The 19,535-nt window shown below is 70.5% G+C and carries 16 protein-coding genes; 10 read left to right on the top strand and 6 right to left on the bottom strand.

Going from position 1 to position 19,535, the window contains the following annotated elements; translation table 11 throughout:
* Positions 1-1,377 (bottom strand): MFS transporter, encoded by a 1,377-nt coding sequence (locus ABMQ42_RS07525; protein WP_349722280.1) that lies wholly within the window; start codon positions 1,375-1,377, stop codon positions 1-3.
* Positions 1,378-1,549: 172 nt separating this feature from the next.
* On the bottom strand, positions 1,550-2,371 hold the full coding sequence (gene rsmI / locus ABMQ42_RS07530; protein ID WP_349722281.1) for a 16S rRNA (cytidine(1402)-2'-O)-methyltransferase: 822 nt from the start codon (positions 2,369-2,371) through the stop codon (positions 1,550-1,552).
* 22 nt (positions 2,372-2,393) lie between these two features.
* On the opposite strand from rsmI, the gene ABMQ42_RS07535 reads away from it, so the two are divergent.
* From ABMQ42_RS07535 to ABMQ42_RS07545, 3 genes are read left to right on the top strand one after another with little or no spacing between them, the layout of a single operon-like run.
* Positions 2,394-3,938, top strand: coding sequence for a dolichyl-phosphate-mannose--protein mannosyltransferase (locus tag ABMQ42_RS07535; RefSeq protein WP_349722282.1), 1,545 nt, complete (start codon positions 2,394-2,396; stop codon positions 3,936-3,938).
* 16 nt (positions 3,939-3,954) lie between these two features.
* A complete protein-coding gene (locus ABMQ42_RS07540; protein WP_349722283.1) occupies positions 3,955-4,449 on the top strand; it encodes a cation:proton antiporter regulatory subunit in 495 nt (164 codons plus the stop codon).
* A 16-nt stretch (positions 4,450-4,465) separates the two neighbouring features.
* Positions 4,466-5,641, top strand: a complete 1,176-nt coding sequence (locus tag ABMQ42_RS07545; protein ID WP_349722285.1) for a cation:proton antiporter — start codon at positions 4,466-4,468, stop codon at positions 5,639-5,641.
* Here ABMQ42_RS07545 and ABMQ42_RS07550 read toward each other — a convergent pair.
* Genes ABMQ42_RS07550 through ABMQ42_RS07560 form a run of 3 tightly spaced genes read right to left on the bottom strand, consistent with a single transcriptional unit; the run spans position 5,628 to position 8,754 of the window.
* Positions 5,628-7,454, bottom strand: coding sequence for a thioredoxin domain-containing protein (locus tag ABMQ42_RS07550; protein WP_349722287.1), 1,827 nt, complete (start codon positions 7,452-7,454; stop codon positions 5,628-5,630). The two genes, ABMQ42_RS07545 and ABMQ42_RS07550, sit on opposite strands and share 14 nt — an antisense overlap.
* Position 7,455: 1 nt before the next feature.
* Entirely contained in the window at positions 7,456-8,292 is an 837-nt protein-coding gene (locus tag ABMQ42_RS07555; protein ID WP_349722288.1) for an aldo/keto reductase, read from the bottom strand.
* A gap of 9 nt (positions 8,293-8,301) precedes the next feature.
* Positions 8,302-8,754, bottom strand: a complete 453-nt coding sequence (locus ABMQ42_RS07560; protein ID WP_349722289.1) for a carboxymuconolactone decarboxylase family protein — start codon at positions 8,752-8,754, stop codon at positions 8,302-8,304.
* A 103-nt stretch (positions 8,755-8,857) separates the two neighbouring features.
* Between ABMQ42_RS07560 and hrpA the strand changes: the two genes are divergently transcribed.
* From hrpA to ABMQ42_RS07590, 6 genes are all read left to right on the top strand, one after another.
* A complete protein-coding gene (gene hrpA, locus ABMQ42_RS07565; protein ID WP_349722290.1) occupies positions 8,858-12,754 on the top strand; it encodes an ATP-dependent RNA helicase HrpA in 3,897 nt (1,298 codons plus the stop codon).
* A gap of 127 nt (positions 12,755-12,881) precedes the next feature.
* Positions 12,882-13,151, top strand: a complete 270-nt coding sequence (locus ABMQ42_RS07570) for a DUF3311 domain-containing protein (protein WP_349722291.1) — start codon at positions 12,882-12,884, stop codon at positions 13,149-13,151.
* Positions 13,151-14,848 carry a monocarboxylate uptake permease MctP gene (gene mctP / locus ABMQ42_RS07575; protein WP_349722293.1) on the top strand — a complete coding sequence of 566 codons (1,698 nt, stop codon included), beginning with the start codon at positions 13,151-13,153 and terminating at the stop codon, positions 14,846-14,848. The genes ABMQ42_RS07570 and mctP overlap by 1 nt, the downstream gene beginning before the upstream one ends.
* A gap of 13 nt (positions 14,849-14,861) precedes the next feature.
* Positions 14,862-15,803, top strand: a complete 942-nt coding sequence (locus ABMQ42_RS07580) for a quinone oxidoreductase family protein (RefSeq protein WP_349722294.1) — start codon at positions 14,862-14,864, stop codon at positions 15,801-15,803.
* A 57-nt stretch (positions 15,804-15,860) separates the two neighbouring features.
* Complete coding sequence (locus tag ABMQ42_RS07585; protein ID WP_349722296.1) at positions 15,861-17,183, top strand: O-acetylhomoserine aminocarboxypropyltransferase/cysteine synthase family protein; 1,323 nt, start codon at positions 15,861-15,863, stop codon at positions 17,181-17,183.
* A gap of 13 nt (positions 17,184-17,196) precedes the next feature.
* On the top strand, positions 17,197-18,177 hold the full coding sequence (locus tag ABMQ42_RS07590) for a Gfo/Idh/MocA family protein (RefSeq protein ID WP_349722297.1): 981 nt from the start codon (positions 17,197-17,199) through the stop codon (positions 18,175-18,177).
* A 12-nt stretch (positions 18,178-18,189) separates the two neighbouring features.
* On the opposite strand, the gene ABMQ42_RS07595 is transcribed toward ABMQ42_RS07590, so the two are convergent.
* Entirely contained in the window at positions 18,190-18,579 is a 390-nt protein-coding gene (locus ABMQ42_RS07595; protein ID WP_349722298.1) for a PLD nuclease N-terminal domain-containing protein, read from the bottom strand.
* A gap of 35 nt (positions 18,580-18,614) precedes the next feature.
* Between ABMQ42_RS07595 and ABMQ42_RS07600 the strand changes: the two genes are divergently transcribed.
* Positions 18,615-19,493: an NYN domain-containing protein gene (locus ABMQ42_RS07600; RefSeq protein WP_349722300.1), complete on the top strand. Its 879-nt coding sequence runs from the start codon at positions 18,615-18,617 to the stop codon at positions 19,491-19,493.
* The last annotated feature ends 42 nt before the right edge of the window (positions 19,494-19,535 follow it).

Consider the following 19,535-nt stretch of genomic DNA (forward strand, 5'->3'; position numbering starts at 1 on the left):
TCAGGCTTCTTCAGCCTCGACCACCGGCACCGCACCGCTCTCGGCGCGCAGGCGCTCGCGGTCGACGCGGTCGATCTCGTGCAGCGACGCACCGCGCGTCTCACGCAGCGACAGGACCGCGATGAACGTGATCGCCGCCGCGATGGCCAGGTACACCGCGATGGGGATGTACGAGCCGAAGTGCGACAGCAGCGAGGTCGCGATGATCGGCGCGATCGATCCCGCGACGATCGACGTGACCTGGTAGCCGACCGAGACGCCCGAGTAGCGCATCCGGGTCGGGAACATCTCCGACATGATCGCAGGCTGCGGCGCGTACATGAAGGAGTGGATGACCAGGCCGAGCACGATGGCCAGGATGATCACGATCGGGTTCTGCGTGTTGAACATCGGGAACGCGACGAAGCCCCAGACCGCCGCGCCGACGGCGCCGATGCCGTAGACCGGCTTGCGTCCGATCCGATCGGTGAGTCCGCCGACCAGCGGGATCACGATCATGTGCACGACATGGCCGATGGCCACCAGCCCCAGGATCTCGGCGGTCTCCATCTTCAACGCGACGGCGAGGTAGGTGATCGAGAACGTCACGACCAGGTAGTACATGATGTTCTCGGCGAAGCGCAGACCCATCGCGGTGATGACGCCACGCGGGTAGCGCTTGATCACCTCGAGCACGCCGTAGCGCTGGCGAGCGGACTTCTCGTCCTGCTCGCGCGCCTCGATGAAGATCGGGGCGTCGGTGATGCGGCTGCGGATGTAGTACCCGATCGCCACGATGACCACCGAGAGCCAGAATCCGATGCGCCAGCCCCAGCCGAGGAACGCGTCGTCGGAGAGCGTGCCCGACAGGACCAGCAGCACGATCGTCGCGATGAGGTTGCCGACCGGAACGGCCGCCTGCGGCCATGACGCCCAGAAGCCGCGGCTCTTGTCGGGCGAGTGCTCGGCGACCAGCAGGACGCCGCCGCCCCACTCCCCGCCGACGGCGAAGCCCTGGCCGAAGCGCAGGATCACAAGCAGCGTCGGCGCCAGGTAGCCGACCGCCTGGTAGGTCGGCAGGCATCCCATGAGGAACGTGGTGACGCCGACGAGGATGATCGCGAACTGCAGCAGCTTCTTGCGACCGTACTTGTCGCCGAAGTGGCCGAACACGATGCCGCCGAGGGGGCGGGCGATGAAACCGACGGCATAGGTCACGAACGCGGCGATGATACCCGCGTAGGGATCGTCCGACGGCGGGAACATGATCTTGTTGAAGACCAGCGTCGCGGCGGTGGCGTAGAGGAAGAACTCGTACCACTCGACGACGGTGCCGGCCATGGCTGCGACGACGACTTTTCCCAGACGTGATGTCGGGGCGGGGGCTGATGATGCCATTGCGCAGATACCTCCTTGTTTCTGACGCGGATGCGACGGTGCATCGCGCCGACAGTACCTGAATTGGGCGTCATGTTTAAGGCCGAATGACGCACACCCGCGTGTGCATCAGCGCACACCGTGATTCAGGTTCGTGCGCATCCGCGCGCAGCGGAGCGCTCCGGCGGCTTCCTCAGCCGTTCTTCACGGCCAGCGCGGCCTGGTACAGCTCGCGCCGGGAGTGGCCGGTCGCCTCGGCGACGTCGGCCGCGGCATCCTTCATCCGCACTCCGGTGCGGGTGAGCTCGAGGACCTCGGTGACGGCGTCCGACAGCGCGATCCGCTGCGGGGCGGCCCCGCCGACCACGACGACGATCTCGCCGCGCACGCCCGGATCGGCCCAGTCCGCGAGCTCGCCGAGCGGGCCGCGCCTGACCTCCTCATGCAGCTTGGTGAGCTCACGGCACACCGCCGCGGGCCGATCTGCGCCGAAGGCCCCGGCCATGTCGTGCAGGGTCTGGGCGATGCGTGACGGCGCCTCGAAGAAGACCATGGTGCGCGGCTCGGTCGCGAGGGCCCGCAGCGAGTTCTCGCGCTCGGCGGGCTTGCGGGCGACGAATCCCTCGAAGGTGAACCGGTCTGTGGGCAGCCCCGCCACGGCCAGCGCCGTGATGACGGCGCTCGGCCCCGGGATCGCCGTGACTTCCACGCCCTGTGCGGCGGCCTCGGCGACGACGCCGTAGCCGGGGTCGCTGACGGTCGGCATGCCGGCGTCGCTGAGCAGCAGCACGTCGCCCTCACGGGCGAGCGCGACGATCTCCGGGGCGCGGTCCTTCTCGTTGTGATCGTGCAGCGCGAGCAGCCGCGGCCGGTTCTCGATGCCGAGCGCCGCGATCAGTCGCTGCGCGGTGCGGGTGTCTTCGGCGGCGACGACGGTCGCGGCATCCAGAGCCTCCACAAGGCGCCGAGAGGCATCCCCCAGATTTCCGATGGGCGTGGCCGCGAGGATGATCACCGCCCCAGCATAGGCTGGGACGGTGACTGCGACGGTCGACCCCCTGATCCCGGCGGTGAGGCCGACGCGCCTGGACCGCTGGCGCGCCCGGGTGCGCACCTCACCGGTGCTGCGCCGCCGCATCGACGTGCTCGCACCGGTCGCGGTGACGCTGCTGGCCGCCGTGCTGCGCTTCGTCAACCTCGGCCACCCGCACGCCCTCGTGTTCGACGAGACGTACTACGTGAAGGACGCTTGGAGTCAGTGGGTGCTCGGCTACCCGGCGAGCTGGCCCGACGACGCCGACGCGAAGTTCATCACCGGGCAGACCGACATCTTCTCAGCCGCGGGCAGCTTCGTCGTGCATCCGCCGCTGGGCAAGTGGATCATCGGCTTCTTCATGTGGCTCTTCGGGCCCGACTCGTCGTTCGGCTGGCGGTTCGGCGCCGCCCTGTTCGGCACGGCGACCGTGCTTGTCGTGTACCTGCTCGCCAAGCGTCTGACCCGCTCGACGACGTTCGCGACCGTCGCCGGCTTCCTCATGGCGATCGACGGTCTCGCGATCGTGCTGAGCCGCGTGTCGCTGCTCGACATCTTCCTCACCTTCTTCAGCGTGCTGGCCTTCCTCTTCCTCGTGATCGACCGCGAGAAGCACCTGGCCCGGCTCGCCGAGCGGCTGGCGGGGGTCGACTCCGCGCCCGACTGGGGGCCCCTGCTGTGGGGCCGGCCGTGGCTGTTCGCCGCGGGCGCCGCCGCGGGAGCTGCGACCGCCGTGAAGTGGTCGGGACTGTATGTCCTGGCGGCGATCGGCATCTACGCCGTGGTCAGCGATGCGCTCGCACGCCGCCGCGCCGGGGTGCGGTTCTGGCCTCAGGATGCGATCCGGCAGGCCGCGGCATCCTTCGTCCTCCTCGTCCCCGTCGCGTTCGTGGTGTACCTCTCCTCGTGGACCGGGTGGCTGGTCACCGCGAACGGATACGACCGGCAGTCGTCGCCGAACCCGTTCGTCGCCCTGTGGAAGTATCACGAGGCGATCTACGCGTTCCACGTCGGGCTCACCACTCCGCACAGCTATGCGAGCCCTGCGTGGCAGTGGCCGTTCCTGATCCGTCCGACCTCGATGTACTGGCATCAGGACGCGTACGGGAAGGAGGGATGCCTGTGGCAGAGCAACTGCGTGCAGGCGATCTCGTCCATCCCGAACCCGCTGATCTGGTGGGGCGGGATCGTCGCGGCGGTGTTCCTGCTCATCGCGTTCGTGTTGCGCCGTGACGCCCGGCACGCCATCGTGCTCACCGGCATCGCCGCCACCTACCTGCCGTGGCTGCTGTTCCCCGAGCGCACGATCTTCCAGTTCTACACGATCGCCATCCTGCCGTTCACGGTGCTGGCGCTGACCTTCGCCCTGCGCGAGATCGCGGGGTACCGCTCCCGGGACACGCGGCGCAGACTCGCCGGCCAGCGCACCGTCTGGGTGTTCCTCATCGCGGTCACGGTGCTGTCGGCGTTCTGGTATCCGGTCTGGGTCGCGATGAAGGTGCCGTATGCCTTCTGGCTCGTGCACAACTGGATCCCCAGCTGGATCTGAGCGCTAGTCTCGTGGGGTGACTGTTCACATCGAGAAGGTCGACCTCCCGGGCATCGGGGTGCGACACGACCTCGTCACCGAGAGCGGCCGGCGCCTGGCCGTGGTGCGCTACCGCGACGGCGACCGCGAGCTGGGTCTGTACGACGCCGACGACCCCGACAGCTGCGTCGAGTCGCTGCACATCTCCGACGAAGAGGCCGAGGCCCTCGCCGACCTGTTCAGCGCCTCACTGGCGGTGAGCCGCCTGACCAAGCTCACCGAGGAGACCGACGGGCTCTACACCGAGAAGATCACGCTGCCGCCGGACTCGCCGTTCGTCGACCGCACCCTCGGCGACACGAAGACCCGCACCCGCACACACGTGTCGATCGTCGCGATCATCCGCGACCGGCACGTGATCCCCTCCCCCACGCCGGGCGAAACGCTCCGCGAGGGGGACGTCATCGTCACCGTCGGCACGCGTGCCGGATTGGATGCCGCAGCCCGCCTGTTCGCAGACGGACCCGAATGATCCCCGGGCGCCGCCTGTGACCGACACCACGATCGTCCTCGTCGAGGTCGGCGCTCTGCTGCTGGGGATGAGTCTGCTCGGTCGCCTCGCGAATCGGTTCGGGCTCTCCCCCATTCCGCTGTACCTCGTGGCCGGGCTCGCGTTCGGCACCGGCGGTGTGCTGCCGATGGACGCCAGCCAGGGGTTCTTCGAGATCGGCTCGGAGATCGGCGTCATCCTGCTGCTGGCGCTGCTCGGCCTGGAGTACTCCGCCGACGAGCTGATCCACGGCCTCCGCCGTTCGAAGATGGCGGGTCTGCTCGACATGGCGCTGAACGCCGTGCCGGGGGCGGCGTTCGCACTGATCCTCGGCTGGGGGCCGGCGGCGGCGGTCGCGGTCGCCGGCATCTGCTGGGTCACCTCGTCGGGTGTGGCGGCGAAGCTGCTGCGCGACCTCGGCCGCATCAGCAACCGAGAGACCCCGGTCATCCTGTCGATCCTCGTGATCGAAGACCTCGCGATGGCGTTCTTCCTGCCGACCGTCTCGGCGCTGGTGATCGGCGTGAGCCTCGCGCAGGGCGCGGTGCGGGTGGCGATCGCCGTCGCCGTGGTGCTGGTCATCCTGTTCGTCGCCCTGCGGTTCGGTCCGACGATCTCGCGGCTGTTCACCCCCGACCTCGCCGAGCCGCTCGTGCTGGGCGTGCTCGGGCTCACGATGCTCGTGGCGGGTCTGGCCGAAGAGGTCAGCGTGTCGGCCGCCGTCGGCGCGTTCCTCGTCGGCATCGCCCTGTCGGGGCGCGTCGCGCAGTCGGCGCGCGAGGTGCTCACGCCGCTGCGCGACCTGTTCGCGGCGGTGTTCTTCATCTTCTTCGGCCTGGCCACCGACGCCACGCAGCTGCCGCAGATGATCGTGCCCGGGCTGATCCTGGCCGCGATCACGATGGGCACCAAGATCGTCACCGGGTACATCGCCGCGCGGCGCGCCGGCATCGGGCGCCCCGGACGCTGGCGCGCCGGCATCGGCCTGACGCCCCGCGGCGAGTTCTCGATCGTCATCGCGGGAATCGCGGGCGGCACCGCACCGATGCTCGCCCCGCTGGCTGCGGTCTACGTGTTCATCACCGTGATCGGCGCGACCCTGCTGGCCCGCCTGAGCGACACCGCCTGGTTCCGCCGGGTCACGAAGCCGAAGAAGAAGGTCACAGCGCCGTGACGTCGGTCACCGGCAGGCGGCACGCGAAGTCGCGGCAGTCGTAGACGGCCTCGGCGGTCTTGCCCTCGAACAGCGTGAAGCCCGCCGCGGCGAACGCTCGTGCCTGCGCCGTCGTCACGAAGGCGGTCACATCGGTCGGGATGCCGCGGGCCGCCGCCACGAGCGGGGTCTCGGCGCCGGCCACCACGACGAGCTGGTGCGGTGGAACGGCGAGCTGCGCGGCCACACGCAGCAGGGCGCCGTGCGCGGTCGGCTCGGCGAGCGCCTGCTCGGCACGGGAGGCGACGAGGGATGCCGCGGCGTCCCGATACCGGTCGCCCGCGCCCAACAGCCACAGTCCGAGCGCGGCCGCGGCCATCGCGGACGGGCCGGACGGGTGGTCGCCGTCGCCGGCCGACGCACCGCCGGGCACCGCGTGCTCGGCGAGCACGGGGTCGCCGTCACCCGGCACCGCGATGTCGCCGCCGTCGCCCACGCACGCATCGACGAGCTCGCGCGCCCGCGTCGCGTACGCGACTTCACCGGTCGACGCGGCCAGCGCCAGCAGACCGCCGGCCAGCAGTCCGTAGTCCTCGAGCGTCGCGGCCGCGGTCGAGACGATCTCGTCGAGCGAGGCCCGCGCGAGCCGCCCGTCGGGCGAGACGTTCGACTCGAGCACCGCGTCGGCGGCCCAGCGCGCGGCATCCCGCGCCCTGTCATCGCCGAGCACCGCGCCGGCGCGTGCGAGGGCGCCGATCGCCATGCCGTTCCAGCCGGTCACGATCTTGCCGTCGAGCGCCGGCGGCTCGAGGGCCGCGCGGCCGTCTGCGTCGCGGGCGTAATAGCCGCCCTCGCTGCGCTGCCCGTCGATCCACGATTCCGAGTCCTGTGCCGCCGCGAAGCCGCCGCCGGGCTGCTGCAGCACGTCGATCAGGAATCCGGCGATGCCCCGCGCCGTGTCGTGATCGCCGGCGTCGAGCGCGACGTCGAGCAGGCCGGCGTTGTCGGTGAGCATGCGCTCGTAGTGCGGGACCGTCCAGTCGCGGCGGGTCGCATAGCGGAAGAACCCGCCGTCGACCGCGTCGCGCAGCGGCGCGCCGGCCATCGCGCCGAGGGCGCGCTGCACGGCCGCGCTCGCCTCGGGGACTGCGTCGGTCAGCGCGGGCGCCTGCAGAAAACGCAGCAGCGGCACGGTCGGGAACTTCGGGGTCGCCATCGTCGCGCCCGGCGGCGCGAACCCGCCGTACTCGCGGTCTTCCCGAGCCAGCGCGCGGGTCGCCGCTGCGGCGAGCGCGTCGAGGTCCGGAAGATCGGAGGCGGTGGATGCGGCATCCTGCGCCGTCCGCAGCGCCTGCACGACGGCATCCGCCGTCTGCTGCACATCCGTGCGACGCTCGGTCCACGCCTCGCGCACCGCGGCGAGGATCTGCCGGAATGCCGGGCTGCCACCGCGCGGAATGGGCGGGAAGTACGTGCCGGCGAAGAACGCCCGGCCGGTCGGCGTCGCGAACACCGACAGCGGCCACCCCAGGTTGCGAGTGAAGGCGGATGCCGCGGCCATGTACGCGTCGTCGACGTCGGGGTGCTCCTCGCGGTCGACCTTGATCGCCACGAACCCCTCGTTGAGCTCGGTGGCGGTGGCGGCATCCTGGAACGATTCGCGGGCCATGACGTGACACCAGTGGCAGGTCGAGTATCCGATGGAGATGAAGACGGGCACGTCCCGCCGTACGGCCTCGGCGAAGGCCTCCGGACCCCACGGGTACCAGGCGACCGGGTTGTCGGCGTGCGCCCGCAGATACGGGCTGGCCGAGGCGGCGAGGCGGGACGTCACGTCAGTTGACCTCGTCGGGATGTGCGGACACGCGGCCCGAACCGTCGCCCGGGTCGAGCGCATCGATGGCTGCGACCTCGGCGTCGGTGAGCGCGAAGTCGAACACATCGATGTTCTGGGCGAGACGCGCGCGGTGCACCGACTTCGGGAAGAGGATGAACCCGTGCTGCAGGTGCCAGCGGATGACGACCTGCGCAGGCGTCTTGCCGTGCGCCTGCGCGGCGGCGGCCACGGGCCGGGTGCCGAACAGGTCGTACTTGCCCTGGCCGAGCGGGCCCCACGACTCGATGCGCACATCGTGATCGGCCGCCCACGCGGTCACGTCACGCTGCTGATGGGCCGGATGCAGCTCGATCTGGTCCACCGCGGGCACGACGCCCGTCGCCGTCACGATCTTCTCGAGGTGCGGCACGAGGAAGTTCGAGACCCCGATGCTGGTGGCGAGGCCCGCGTCACGCAGCGTGATGAGCTGCTCCCACGCGTGCAGGTAGTTGTCTTTGGCGGGCGTGGGCCAGTGCACGAGGTACAGGTCGACCCGGTCGAGGCCGAGCTTGGCGAGGCTCTCGCCGATCGCGGCGCGCGGCTCGTCGCCGTCGTGCCGGTCGTTCCACAGCTTGGTGGTGATGAACAGCTCGTCGCGCGGAATGGCGCTCGCGGCGATCGCCTGCCCGACGCCCTCTTCGTTGCCGTAGATGGCAGCGGTGTCGATGTGGCGGTAGCCGAGCTCGAGGGCCTCGGCCACCGCGCGCTGCGTGTCTGCCGGCGGCACCTTGAAGGTGCCGTAGCCGAGCTGGGGAATGGCGTTGCCGTCGTTGAGGGTGATCTGGGGAACGGTCATCTCTCCAGCCTAGGAGTCGCGTTGCGGCAGGTCGGTGCGCGCCGTCACATTCATGCGGTTCCACACGTTGATCGCGCATGCGGCCATCAGCACGGTCAGCGTCTGATTCTCGTCGAGGTGGGCGCGCAGTGCCGCCCACGTCTCGTCGCGCACGCCGTGCTCGCTGACGAGGGTGACCTCTTCGGCGAAGGCCAGCACGGCGCGCTCGGTCTCATCGAACAGGTCGCCGGCCTCGTTCCATCCGGCGATGACGTCGAGCTTGCGCTGGTCGATACCGGCGGTGCGCGCCTCGGTCAGGTGCATGTCGAGGCACCAGGCGCAGCGGTTGAGCTGCGACGCCCGGATCTTCACGAGCAGCAGGAGAGTCTCATCGACGGTGCCGCCATTGACGTATTTCTCCAGGGCCAGCACCGCCCGGTAGGCCTCTGGGTCGACACTCTGGATCGACATGCGCTGCGACATGGTTCCTCATCTCCGTCCGTCACGGGCCGCGGCCGCGGCCTGTCTCCGTTCTACTCCCGCCCGAAGACACCGGGGCGCGCCCGACGCGATACGATCGAAGGCTGTGTCTGCGCCCGAACCTGTCATCGCCTACCCGCCCGAGCTGCCCGTCAGCGCGGCGCGGGACGAGATCGCGCGCGCGATCGCCGATCACCAGGTCGTGATCGTGGCCGGTGCGACCGGCTCGGGCAAGACCACGCAGCTGCCCAAGATCTGTCTCGAGCTCGGCCGCACGCGCATCGCGCACACCCAGCCGCGCCGTATCGCCGCCCGCAGCATCGCCGAGCGCGTCGCCGAAGAGCTGCAGGTGCCGCTGGGCACGACCGTCGGCTACAAAGTGCGCTTCACCGACAAGGTGTCGGAAGACACGCGCATCGCCCTGATGACCGACGGGATCCTCCTCAACGAGATCCATCGCGACCGCCTGCTGCGCAAATACGACACGATCGTCGTCGACGAGGCCCACGAACGATCCCTGAACGTCGACTTCCTCATCGGGTATCTGCGCCGCATCCTGCCGCGCCGCCCCGAGCTGAAGGTCATCATCACCTCGGCGACGATCGATCCCGAGAGCTTCGCGAAGCACTTCGCCGAGCCCGACGGTACGCCCGCGCCGATCATCGAGGTGTCGGGCCGCACCTACCCCGTTGAGATCCGCTACCGGCCCGGCACCGAGACCGACGACGACATCGAGCCGCTCACCGCGGCCCTGCGCGAACTCGACCGCGAGCCGGCCGGCGACGTGCTCGTGTTCCTGCCCGGCGAAGCCGAGATCCGCGACGCGATGGATGCCGTCCGCGGCATGTACGCGAAGGACGCCGCCCCCACCGAGGTCCTCCCCCTGTACGGGCGCCTGTCGGCCGCCGAGCAGCACCGGGTCTTCGAGCGCTCGACCGTCGCGGGCGTGCGCCGCCGCGTCATCCTCTCCACCAACGTCGCCGAGACGAGCCTGACCGTCCCCGGGATCCGTTACGTGGTGGATGCCGGGACCGCCCGCATCTCGCGGTACAGCAACCGCAGCAAGATCCAGCGACTGCCGATCGAGCCCATCTCGCAGGCATCGGCGATGCAGCGCTCGGGCCGCGCCGGCCGCACGGCCCCCGGCATCGCGGTCCGGCTGTACGCCGAAGACGACTTCCAGACCCGCCCCGAGTTCACGCAGCCCGAGGTGCTGCGCACGAGCCTCGCGGCGGTCGTCCTGCAGATGCTCTCGCTCGGGTTCGGCGACATCGCCGACTTCCCGTTCCTCACGCCTCCCGACTCGCGCGGCGTGAAGGCGGCGTTCGATCTGCTCGTCGAGCTCGGCGCGGTGCGCGAGCGCAAACTCACCGACATCGGCCGCGAGCTCGCGCGTCTGCCCATCGACCCGCGCTTCGCGCGGATGCTGCTCGAGGCGCGCCGCACCGGCGTGCTCACCGAGGTGCGTGCGATCGTCGCGGGCCTGTCGATCCCCGATGTGCGCGAGCGTCCCGAAGAGCGCCGCGAAGAGGCCGACCGGCTGCACGCGCGGTTCACGGACCCCACGAGCGACTTCCTCAGCATCCTGAACCTGTGGAGCCACCTGCAGCAGCTGCAGCACGAGCTCGGCTCCAGCGCGTTCCGGCGCACGTGCCGCGCCGAGCATCTGAACTACGTGCGCGTGCGCGAGTGGTTCGACGTGCACCGCCAGCTCGGCTCGCTGCTGAAGGGCGGCGCGGGCACCGCCGAACCTGACCCCGACGCCGTGCACAAGGCGATCCTCTCGGGGCTGCTCTCGCAGATCGGCGTGCTCGACACCCGGTCGCTCGCATCGCCCTCCGACCGCAAGGCGAAGGGCGAGAAGCGTCGCAAGCCGCGAGCCGAGTACCTCGGGGCGCGCGGCACGCGGTTCCAGATCTTCCCCGGGTCGGGCTTGCGCGGCAAGAGCCCGCAGGCGGTCATGGCCGCCGAGCTCGTCGAGACCAGCCGGCTGTTCGCCCGCACGGTCGCCGTGATCGATCCGGAGTGGGCCGAGCCGCTCGCCGGAGACCTGGCCCGCCGCCAGTTGTCGGATCCGCACTGGTCGAAGGATGCCGGCGCCGCCGTCGCCGCGCAGAAGGTCACGCTGTTCGGCGTCGAGATCATTCCGCGCCGCCGCGTGCAGCTGGCGCGATTCGACCGCCCGCTGGCCCGCGAGCTGTTCGTGCGGCACGCGCTCGTCGACGGCGAGTGGGATCCGTCCGCCCTCGACAAGCGCCTCACCGCGTTCGAGCGGCGCAACCTCGAGCTGCGCCGCCGTCTCGAGAAGGTCGAGGAGCGCGAGCGCCGCCGCGACATCCTCGTCGGCGACGAGGCCGTGTTCGCGTTCTACGACGCGCGCGTACCGCGCGACGTGTTCGATGTGCGCTCGTTCGAGACCTGGTGGCGCGAAGCATCGGGTCGCACCCCCCACCTGCTCGACCTGACCGAGGCCGACCTCGTCGACGACGCGTCACGCGCCGACGCCCGCGACTTCCCCACCCGATGGACGCAGGGCGACCAGGTGCTCTCGCTCGCGTACCGCTTCGAGCCGGGCGCCGCCGACGACGGCGTCACGGTCGTCGTGCCGCTCGCGCTGCTCGCGCAGCTGCGCCCGGACGGGTTCGACTGGCAGGTGCCCGGCATGCGCGACGAGCTCATCACCGCGCTCATCCGCTCACTGCCCAAGACCATCCGCCGGCACGTCGTGCCCGCCGCCGACTGGGCCGCGCGCTTCGCCGAGGAGCTGGACGGACAGGGACCGGAGTCGAGCGACGGGATGCCGCGCAGCACGCTACGCGAGGCGCTGGCCGACCGCATCCGCCGTGTCGCGAGCCAGCCGGTGGGCGCCGCCGACTTCGATATGGAGCGCGTGCCCGGCCATCTGCTGGTGTCGTTCCGCGCCGTCGACGCCCGCGGGCGCACGATCGGGTCGGACCGCGACCTGGCCGAGCTGCAGGCGCGGCTGGCCGAGAAGTCGCGCAACGCCGTTTCCAGGTCCCTGAGCGAACGCAGCGAGGCCAAGGGCCGAGGCCCGGGATCCCCGACACCCACCGGCCCTTCGTCGCACGGGCCGCGCCCGGTCATGCAGGGACCCGGCACGCCCTTCCCCGAGCGCGCCGGCATGACCACGTGGGACATCGACGCGATCCCCGAGGTCGTCGACACGAAGGTCGCCGGCGGCGTCGTGCGCGGCTACCCCGCGCTCGTCGACGACCGCACATCGGTCTCGGCGCGCATCGAGGCCACCCCCGAGCAGGCGGCGGCCTCGCTGCGCGCGGGCGTGCGGCGCCTGGTGCTGTTGTCGACGCCGAGCCCGGCCGACTACGTGCTCGACCACCTCACCTCGGCCGAGAAGCTCGCGCTGGCGGCATCCCCCTACCCGTCCGCCCGCGCCGCCGTCGAGGACTGCCGCGTCGCCGTGGCCGACGCTGTCATCGACCGCACCCACCCGAGCGGCGTCGTGCGCACCCGGGCCGAGTTCGACGCCGTGCGCGAGGCGTTCGCGGCGGCGGTCATGGACGAGCTGTTCGCGGCGGTCTCGCTGCTCTCCCGCATCCTCACATCGGCGCGCGAGGTGGAGCGCACGATCAAGCGCACGAACGCGTTCACCCTGCTTTCGGCGCTGGGCGACGTCAAGGCGCAGCTGGCCGGCCTCGTCTTCCCGGGGTTCGTGTCGCGCACCGGGCTCGCCCAGCTCGCGCACCTGCCGCGCTACCTGCAGGGCGCCCTGCTGCGCCTGCAGGCGCTGCCCGACAATCCCGGACGCGACCGGCAACGGCAGACCGAGCTCGAACGCGCTCTGGCCCTGTACGACGACGCGGGCGGCCTCATCCCGACCCCTCCCGACGCCCCGGAGGCACTCGTGACCGCCCGCTGGATGCTTGAGGAGTATCGCGTCAGCCTGTTCGCGCAGACGCTGGGCACCGCGCAGCCGGTGTCGTTGCCGCGCATCGTGAAGGCACTGGCCGCGAAGAGTTCGTGAGACTTTCGACACGATCACAGCTCTGTTCGCGCGCCCGCTTGACGTGAAGGCACCGCCCGGAGAAAAGTGTTCTCTCGGGTTACTCCCAGGTAACCCGACGAACAACTGAATCCGGAAGGGACTGACGATGACGTCACATGACACCCCTACGCGAGGACCGGCCCGACCAGGGCCGTACATCCTCGCCGGCATCCTCATCGCGATCGCGATCGTGATGCCCCTGCTCGTGCCGATGTACGCGAGCTGGGACCCCACACTGTGGGGCATTCCGTTCTTCTACTGGTATCAGATGCTGTGGGTGTTCATCGCCTCCGGCCTGCTGGGCCTCGCCTACCTGCTGATGCGCAAGGAAGACCGCCGTCGCCGCGCCGAGGTCCGTGAAGGGAAGGCCGTCTGATGCACGTTCTCACTGCAGACGCCACCGGACAGCGGTCCATCGACTGGATCCCGCTGGTCATCGTCGTCATCCTCTTCGTCGTCGTCGCCGTGATCGGCTTCATGGCGTCGCGCTGGCGCACCAAGCCGAGCGAGCGGGGTCTCAACTCCCTCGACGAGTGGGGCCTGGGCGGCCGCGGCTTCGGCACCTGGGTCACCTGGTTCCTGCTGGGCGGCGATCTCTACACGGCGTACACGTTCGTCGCGGTTCCCGCGGCCATGTGGGCATCCGGCGCCGTCAGCGGCTTCTTCGCCGTGCCGTACACGATCGTGCTGTACCCGATCGTGTTCCTGCTCATGTCCCGCCTGTGGTCGGTCTCGCACCGGCACGGCTACGTCACGCCGGCCGACTTCATCGGCGGCCGCTACAAGAGCCGCCCGCTGGCGCTCGCCATCGCGCTGACCGGCATCGTCGCGACGATGCCGTACATCGCATTGCAGCTGGTCGGCATCAAGTCGGTGCTCACGGTCCTGGGCCTCGGGTCGAACACGAACGCGTTCATGGCCGACCTGCCGCTGATCATCGCGTTCGTCGTGCTGGCCGCCTACACCTACACGGCCGGCCTGCGTGCGCCCGCGCTGATCGCGGTGGTCAAGGACATCCTGATCTACGCCGCCATCATCGTGGCGATCATCTACCTGCCGGGCAAGGTGGGCGGATGGGAGAGCATCTTCTCGGCAGCGGACGACAAGCTCAGCGCCGTCAACGACGCGACCGGCAAGCCGTTCGGCGCCGTGATCCCCGGTGCCGGCTCGTTCAACGCGTACTGGACGCTCGCGCTCGGCTCGGCCATGGCGCTGTTCATGTACCCGCACTCGATCACCGGCGTGCTGGCGACCAAGTCGCGCAACACCATCCGCCGCAACGCCATGATCCTGCCGTTGTACTCGCTCATGCTCGGCGGCCTGGCACTGCTCGGCTACGTCGCGATCAAGGCGGGCACGAACCCCGTGGACTTCAACGGAGCGGTCAACGCGCAGCTGGTGATCCCGCAGCTGTTCACCGACCTGTTCCCGAAGTGGTTCGCCGGCGTCGCCCTCGCCGCGATCGCCATCGGCGCCCTGGTGCCGGCCGCGATCATGTCGATCGCGGCATCCAATCTGTTCACCCGCAACATCTACAAGGACTACTTCAAGAAGGACGCGACGCCGCAGCAGGAGGCCAAGGTCTCCAAGCTCGTCTCGCTGGTCGTCAAGCTCGGAGCCCTCGTGTTCGTGCTCGGGATGGACACCTCGGCGGCCATCAACCTGCAGCTGCTGGGCGGCATCTGGATCCTGCAGACGTTCCCGGCGATCGTGGCGGGTCTGTACACGCGCTGGTTCAACAAGTGGGCGCTGTTCGCCGGGTGGGCAGCCGGCATCCTGTACGGCACCGTCTCGGCGTACAACGTCGTGAACCCGGCCACCGGCAAGCACTTCGGCGGTTCGATCGCGGCGTTCCCGTTCACGAGCATCACGGTGTACATCGGCGTGTCGGCGTTCGTCGTCAACGCCCTCGTCGCGGTCGTCGTGACGCTGATCCTGCGCGCGTTCAAGGTGACCGACACCGGCGACACGACCAAGCCCAGCGACTACGGCGCCGACGAGAACGACCCCAAGGTCGTCGAGATCGAGGCCGCAGCCGCGAAGGAGCAGGGCGCCAACCCGCTCGCTCCGTGACAAGCTGGAGCACATGGCACAGGCGATCGAGTACGTCGAGTTCGGCGACCCCGAGGTACTGACGCTGCAAGACGTGACCTCCTCGGCCCCCGCGGCCGGGGAGGTCACGGTGCGTCTGGCCGCGGTCGGGGTCAATCCCCTCGAGGCGAAGATCCGCTCGGGCAGGCGCCCCAGCGGTCCCATCACCTCTCCGCGCGGGCTCGGCGCTGACGCGGCGGGCACCATCAGCGCGATCGGGCCCGACGTCGAGGGCTTCCGCGTCGGCGACCCCGTCATCGTGTTCGGAGCGGCAGGCACCTACGCGACCGAGATCACGCTGCCGTTCGCGCATGTGCAGCCGCGTCCCGTGCACGTGTCCGCGGCGGAGGGCGCGGCCCTCGGCATCCCGGCCGGAACGGCCTACCAGACCCTGCGCTCGCTCGACGTGCGCCCCGGCGACACCCTCCTCGTGCACGGCGGCTCGGGAGCGGTCGGTCAGGCCGTCGTGCAGTTCGCGAGCCTGTGGGGCGTTCCCGTCGTCGCCACCGCATCGCCCCGCCGGCATGAGCGCGTGCGGACGCTCGGCGGCATCCCCGTCGCCTACGGCGACGGCCTCGAGCAGCGGGTGCGGGATGCCGCACCCCAGGGCATCACGACGGTCATCGACATCGCGGGCACCGACGAGGCGATCGACGTCTCGCTCCGTCTGGTCGCCGATCGCCGCCGCATCGTCACGCTGGTGCGGGGGAAGGATGCCGCAGACCTGGGTATCCGCGCGTTCCTGGGCGGCTCGCCCGAGCCGCTGACGGCGCGTGCGCAGCAGCTGCGCGCCGAGGCGATGCCGGTGACGCTCAATCTCATGGCCGCGGGGCGCTTCAGCGTCGAGCTCGGGCCCTCGTTCCCGCTCGCCGAAGCAGCCGAGGCGCACCGCGCGCTCGAGGCCGGCGTCGACGGGAAGATCACGCTCGTCCCGTAGCGCAACAGTTCGACACACGACACGGGGTGCCGCGCCCCGCGCGGCGAGAATGGACGCATGTCCGAGAGCGCCGACTGTCCCCCGTCGTCCTTCGCCACCGCACAGGTGCAGTCGGGGTATTCGCCGACCACGACGGTGACGGCGGCGGTGCCGCCGATCTACCAGTCGAACGCGTTCGCCCTGCGCTCGCTCACCCATGCCCGCGATCTGTTCGCGCACCGCGCCGAGGGCGACGTGTACGCGCGGACGGGCAACCCCACCGCCGCGATCTTCGAGCAGCGCGTCGCCGCGCTCGAAGACGGCGTCGCGGCCGCGGGCGTCGCCTCCGGCCAGGCGGCCGTGGCCCTCGCGATCCTCGCCCTCACCGGCCGGGGCGGCCATGTCGTCGCCGCGAACCAGCTGTACGGCGGCACCGTCGACCTGCTCGTCGAGACGCTGCCCGACTGGGGCATCGAGACCACCTTCGTCGATCAGGACGACATCGACGCCTGGCGCGCGGCCGTGCGCCCCGAGACGCGCCTCTTCTTCGCCGAGACGGTCGCCAACCCCATCGCGCAGGTGCTCGACGTGCGCGCGGTGGCCGACGCGGCGCACGACGCCGGGGTGCCGCTCGTGGTCGACAACACCGTCGCGACGCCGTATCTGCAGCGCCCCAAGGAGTTCGGGGCGGACATCAGCGTGCACTCCGCCACGAAGTTCCTCGGCGGGCACGGCACCGTGATCGGCGGCGCGATCGTCGACCTCGGCACCTTCGATTTCACCGCCGCGCCCGAGAAGTGGCCCGCGCTCACCGAGCCCGCCCGCCGCATCCCCAGCGGCGAGAGCTACGTCGAGCACTTCCGCGACACCTCGCCCTTCATCGGGTTCATCAAAGCCAAGCACATGCACGACCTCGGGCCGACGCTGTCGGCGTCGACGGCCTTCGCGCTGCTGCAGGGCATCGAGACCCTCGACCTGCGCATGCAGCGCCACGCGGCCTCCGCGCAGCGGGTCGCCGAGCATCTCGCCGCGCACCCCGCAGTCGCGCGCGTGCACCACCCCGGCCTGGCCGGCAACCCGTGGCACGAGGCGGCGCAGACGTATCTGACCCGCGGCGTGCCGTCGGTGTTCTCCATCGACCTGCATTCCACGGGCGACGACGAGGCCGACTTCGCCCATGCCGAGACCTTCATCGGCGGCCTGCGCGTCCTGCGCCTCCTCGCGAACATCGGCGACGCCCGCAGCATCGTCACCCACCCGGCATCCATGACCCACAGCCATCTCTCGCCGCAGCAGCTCGCCGACGGCGGCATCTCGTGGTCGACCGTGCGCCTGTCGATCGGGCTCGAAGACGCCGACGACCTCATCGCCGACCTCGACCGCGGCCTCGCGCTGCTCTGACTAGTCTGGTGCGATGACCGGACTTCGCTGGGGCATCCTCGCCACGGGCGGCATCGCCCACGCCTTCACCTCCGACCTGCGCACCGCGGGGCTCGACATCCGCGCGGTCGGCTCGCGTCGCCCTGAGGCCGCCGCCGCCTTCGCCGCCGAGTTCGACATCCCGCGCGCGCACGGATCGTACGAGGAGCTCGCCGCCGACCCCGACGTGGACATCGTCTACGTCGCGACCCCGCACCCGATGCACGCCGAAGACGCCCTGCTGTGCTTGCGCGGAGGCAAGCATGTACTGGTCGAGAAGTCGTTCACCCTCACCGCACGCCAGGCGCAGGAGGTGCGGGATGCCGCGGCCGCGGCCGGTCTGCTGGCGATGGAGGCCATGTGGACCCGGTACCTGCCCCACATGCGCCGCATCCGCGAGATCCTCGCCGCAGGCACGCTCGGGCAGGTGCGCTCGTTGTTCGCCGACCACACGCAGAAGCTGCCGAGCGACCCGGCCCACCGTCTCAACGACCTCGCCCTCGGTGGCGGCGCTCTGCTCGACCTGGGCGTCTACCCGGTCTCCTTCGCCTGGGATGTGCTCGGTACGCCCGAGACCGTCACCGCCCGCGGACGGCTCGGCGAGACCGGCGCCGACACCGAGGTCGCCACGATCTTCACGCACTCCGGCGGTGCGGTCTCGACGACGTTCTCGTCGTCGCGCACGGCCGGCCCCAACACCGCGCACGTGCTCGGCACCCACGCCCGCATCGACATCGACGGCGTCTGGTACTCCCCCACGACCTTCCGCGTCACCGCTCCCGACGGGAGCGTGCTCGAGGAGTACCGCAGCGAGATCGAGGGCCGCGGCATGCAGTACCAGGCGCTCGAAGCGGAGCGGATCATCGCCGAAGGGCGCCGCGACAGCGACATCCTGCCCCTCGACGAGAGCGTCGCGATCATGGCGACCCTCGACGAGGTGCGCCGCCAGATCGGCGTGGTCTACTCCGCCGACTGACGGGCGCCGGCGCTACTCCACCGACCGGCCGCCGTCACCCTGCTGCCGGCGACGCAGCTCGGCGCGCAGCCGCTCCTCCTCGATCTCGCGCTCGAGGTCGGCGAGCTGCTGCTCGGTGCTGCGCGTGTCGCGGGGCGGCAGGGGCGGCGCGGGCGGGGTGGCGGGCGCCGACGGGCGCTGCGACCGCTGCGGCCGCGGCATGCGCACGACCGGCTCCGACCCGGCGTCGTGCTCGCGACCCAGCACGAACCAGAGGATCACGCCCACGAGCGGCACGAGGATCACGAGGATCAGCCACAGCGCCTTGGGCATCAGACGGATCTGCGCGTCGTCACGCGTGATGATGTCGACGACGGCGAAGACCATCGCCGCCAGCACCAGGAGCGAGAACACGTAGGGCATGACACGAGCATAGGGTCACCTGTCACACTGGACGCATGCCTCACGCACAGGATGCCCGCGTCGCCGTCTACCTCGACTTCGACAACATCGTGATGTCGTGGTACGACCGGGTCCACGGGCGCAACTCGTACTCGAAGGACCGTCAGCGCATCGTCGCCGACGCCACCGAGCCGGAGATCGCCGCACGCCTCGCCGAGGCCCGCATCGACGTCGGCGCGATCATCGACTACGCCGCCTCGTTCGGCACCCTCGTGCTCACCCGCGCGTATGCGGACTGGTCGAACCCCGTGAACGCCGAGTACCGGCAGCAGCTCGTCGCACGCGCCGTGGACCTCGTGCAGCTGTTCCCCGCGGCCGCGTATGCGAAGAACGGCGCCGACATCCGGCTCGCGGTCGACGCGGTCGAGGACATGTTCCGCCTCCCCGACCTCACGCACGTCGTGATCGTCGGCGGCGACAGCGACTACGTTCCACTCGCGCAGCGCTGCAAGCGGCTGGGCCGCTTCGTCGTCGGCATCGGCGTGGCGGGATCCACCGCCAAATCGCTCGCGGCCGCCTGCGACCAGTTCGACGACTACGACGAGCTGCCGGGCATCACCAAGCCGCAGCCGGCCGCGAAGGCGACGAAGGATGCCGCGCCCGCCCGCACCCGCAAGAAGAAGCAGGAGCCCGCACCCGACCCGTCGGGCGAGCTCCTCGAGCGGGCGCTGAAGCTCGAGCATGTGCGCACCGACGAGGAGTGGATGCACCTCTCGGCCGTCAAGAACCTGCTCAAGCGCATGGACCCCTCGTTCAGCGAGAAGGTGCTGGGCCACAAGTCGTTCTCCGACTTCGTGAATGCGCATCCCGACGTCGCCGAGCTCGACGAGTCGACGAACATCGTCACCGTACGGCTGCAGCCGTCGCGCTCCTGACCGATATATCGCCGCGTCGCATGTGGCACGGAAACCGCGCAC

The sequence above is a fragment of the Microbacterium sp. KR10-403 genome (assembly GCF_040196215.1).
Lineage (GTDB): Bacteria > Actinomycetota > Actinomycetes > Actinomycetales > Microbacteriaceae > Microbacterium.

What these genes read in the sequence shown, in the direction of transcription:
- ABMQ42_RS07525 (WP_349722280.1), bottom strand. Translation starts at nt 1,377, where the DNA reads ATGGCATCATCAGCCCCCGCCCCGACATCACGTCTGGGAAAAGTCGTC.
- ABMQ42_RS07555 (WP_349722288.1), bottom strand. Translation starts at nt 8,292, where the DNA reads ATGACCGTTCCCCAGATCACCCTCAACGACGGCAACGCCATTCCCCAG.
- ABMQ42_RS07560 (WP_349722289.1), bottom strand. Translation starts at nt 8,754, where the DNA reads ATGTCGCAGCGCATGTCGATCCAGAGTGTCGACCCAGAGGCCTACCGG.
- ABMQ42_RS07570 (WP_349722291.1), top strand. Translation starts at nt 12,882, where the DNA reads ATGACGTCACATGACACCCCTACGCGAGGACCGGCCCGACCAGGGCCG.
- mctP (WP_349722293.1), top strand. Translation starts at nt 13,151, where the DNA reads ATGCACGTTCTCACTGCAGACGCCACCGGACAGCGGTCCATCGACTGG.
- ABMQ42_RS07580 (WP_349722294.1), top strand. Translation starts at nt 14,862, where the DNA reads ATGGCACAGGCGATCGAGTACGTCGAGTTCGGCGACCCCGAGGTACTG.
- ABMQ42_RS07585 (WP_349722296.1), top strand. Translation starts at nt 15,861, where the DNA reads ATGTCCGAGAGCGCCGACTGTCCCCCGTCGTCCTTCGCCACCGCACAG.
- ABMQ42_RS07590 (WP_349722297.1), top strand. Translation starts at nt 17,197, where the DNA reads ATGACCGGACTTCGCTGGGGCATCCTCGCCACGGGCGGCATCGCCCAC.
- ABMQ42_RS07595 (WP_349722298.1), bottom strand. Translation starts at nt 18,579, where the DNA reads ATGCCCTACGTGTTCTCGCTCCTGGTGCTGGCGGCGATGGTCTTCGCC.
- ABMQ42_RS07600 (WP_349722300.1), top strand. Translation starts at nt 18,615, where the DNA reads ATGCCTCACGCACAGGATGCCCGCGTCGCCGTCTACCTCGACTTCGAC.